The organism is Rothia sp. HMSC069C10 (assembly GCF_001812205.1).
GTDB classification, from domain to species: Bacteria; Actinomycetota; Actinomycetes; order Actinomycetales; family Micrococcaceae; genus Rothia; species Rothia mucilaginosa.
In genome coordinates this window covers 8,166-10,725 of record NZ_KV808301.1, presented here as the reverse complement: position 1 = coordinate 10,725, position 2,560 = coordinate 8,166, and the positions used below count along the sequence as shown (strand labels likewise).

Here is a 2,560-nt window from a genome sequence, read left to right as displayed (position 1 = left end):
GGGGTGGCAGTATCAGCACGAGACCTACATCAGTATGCTCGCTGAGAACGGTTTGACCCAGAGCATGTCACGCAAAGGTAACTGCATCGATAACGGCGCCACTGAGCAAGTCTTTGGACACCTGAAGGACGAGTTTTTTCGCGGCCAAGACTGGCCAACTTTCGAGAGTTTCAAGGTTGACCTTGATGCCTATATTACGCATTGGAATACAGTAAGACGTCAAGTAAAGCTTAAGGGCCTGACTCCGGTAGAGTACCGGGATCAGGCCCTACGGGAAGCCGTGTAAGGGTTACTATTTAATGCGTCCAAGTTTCGGGGCGCAGTTCAGTGCTCCGTAGAGGGTAACGGCGCCTCAATGAAAGCCCCTCCAAAAAGGAAAGGGAAATCGTCCTCGCCCAGGTTGCAGACCGCGGCATCCCCATGCCTCAATGAAAGCCCTTCCAAAAAGGAAGGGAAATGCGGATTCCCAGAGACGCTGCGTGGGCATCTGGGTCGCCTCAATGAAAGTCTACACTTCAAGCTGCAGAACAAACGGTTCAGCAGCTATCCTGGACCATCACAACAGTCTGTCTTCTTGAAAATCCCCACAACCAAGTAGGGAAATAGGCGGGATATCCGTCCATGATGCAACCTGCAGAGCACCTCACTGAAAGTCCCCACAAAACTGTAGGGAAATGAACGCATCCGCTGCAGCGTGCGGCTTGTTGCCAAAGCCTCAATGAAAGCCCCTCCAAAAGGAAGGGAAATCAACTTTACCGCAAAAAGCGGCCCTCAGTCCACAGCCCTCAATGAAAGCCCTTCCGAAAAGGAAGGGAAATTCCGCCTGCCCACATGAAGTAACTACCGGGTGCGGTGCCTCAATGAAAGTCCTTCCGGAAAGGAAGGGAAATTCAGAGTCAAACGGCGACCCCAACGTCACCCAAAACGGGCCTCAATGAAAGCCCCTCCAGAAAGGAAGGGAAATGGATTCGTCAACGGACTGCTGCCCAAGCTCACCTTGCCTCAATGAAAGCCCTCCCAAAAAGGAAGGGAAATATAGATCCTCGCCGTCGTTGAACTCGCTGTTCGGCGCCTCAATGAAAGCCCTTCCGAAAAGGAAGGGAAATAAGTCGTTCATTAAGTCCGCCTGTGAAATCGCCGCTGCCTCAATGAAAGCCCTCCCGGAAAGGAAGGGAAATCTCAGAATATGCATCAGACTCACTGGATGCAAGAGGTGCCTCAATGAAAGCCTCTCCGGAAAGGACGGGAAATACTCACCACCCCGCCCCCGTATATGCCAAAAAACCCGCCTCAATGAAAGCCCCTCCAAAAAGGAAAGGAAATCCTGCCTCTATTGTAGGTGGCGAGCGGAATATCCGGGCCTCAATGAATGCCCTTCCCAAAAGGAAGGGAAATAATTCCGTTTTGTGCGGGGCTGGCGGTAGTTGTCCGCCTCAATGAAAGCCCTTCCCAAGAGGAAGGGAAGTCCTGCTCCAGACCCTCCTGACGGGTCGGCAAATAGCCCGCCTCAATGAAAGCCCCTCCGAAGAGGAAGGGAAATACCCGAGCCGAAGACGCAACCTTTCGGCACTATGGCACCTCCATGAAAGCCCTTCCCAAAAAGGAAAGGAAATACCGTTGCACTCAGGGAAATAATAGCGGAGCACCTCGCCTCTATGAAAGTCCCTACGAAATTGTAGGGAAAATGCGGTCTTCAAGGGCACCGCTGACAAAACGCACGCGTCTCAATGAAAGCCCCTCCGAAATGGAAGGGAAATCAAGATGACCGCGGGACCGCTTGTTCTGTACCTTGAGGCCTCAATGAAAGCCCTTCCGAAAAGGAAGGGAAATAGCGTAAACATGGATGCCTTCGAGCTAGACCACCTGCCTCAATGAAAGCCCCTCCAAAAAGGAAGGGAGAATAATTTTGTCCCATGACGCCGTACATTTTGCCGTTTCCGGCGCCTCAATGAAAGTCTCCTCTAGAAAGCGAAGAAATGCCGGTCCAGTGGAAGAACCTGCCGCGGTCGATGTTGCCTCAATGAAAGCTCGTCCGAAAAAAGAAAGGAAGGGAAATATGGTAGGGCAAGCAGCAAGAGATAAAAGCGATGGGGCCTCAATGAAAGCCCTTCTGAAAAGGAAGGGAAATTCTCAGGGTGAGCTTTGACATCCTTAATTGTAGCGCGGCCTCAATGAAAGCCCCTCCGGTTAGGAAGGGAAATGAGCATCTGCGCGCTGGGATTGATGACCACGCCAAGGCACCTCAATGAAAGTCCCTCCAACAAGGAATGGAAATCCCAGATAGAGACCTCAGATATGCCGCCACTGTCGCAGAGCCTCAATGAAAGCCCTTCCCAGAAGGAAGGGAAATCAGAGACGCATCCACGAGGCGGTTGTAGACACGCGCCCCTCAATGAAAGCCCTTCCCAGAAGGAAGGGAAATATTTTTGTTTCCATCGCCACGCCCATTCTGTTGATGCCTCAATGAAAGCCCCTCCAAAAAGGAAGGGAAATCTGCGTTGGCTCGTGAGGGCATGCTCGGCGAATCTGACCCTCAATGAAAGTCCCTCCGAAAAGGAAG

2 protein-coding genes are annotated in these 2,560 nt (G+C 52.0%); both read left to right on the top strand.

Annotated features, from left to right (window positions below; all coding sequences use genetic code 11):
- The coding region (locus HMPREF2842_RS05105) for an IS3 family transposase (protein WP_141752182.1) at positions 1 to 286 on the top strand (286 nt) is incomplete at its 5' end.
- Positions 287 to 2,199: 1,913 nt separating this feature from the next.
- Positions 2,200 to 2,560, top strand: a 361-nt coding sequence (locus HMPREF2842_RS09305; protein ID WP_210398790.1) for a hypothetical protein, incomplete at its 3' end; no start/stop codon positions are given.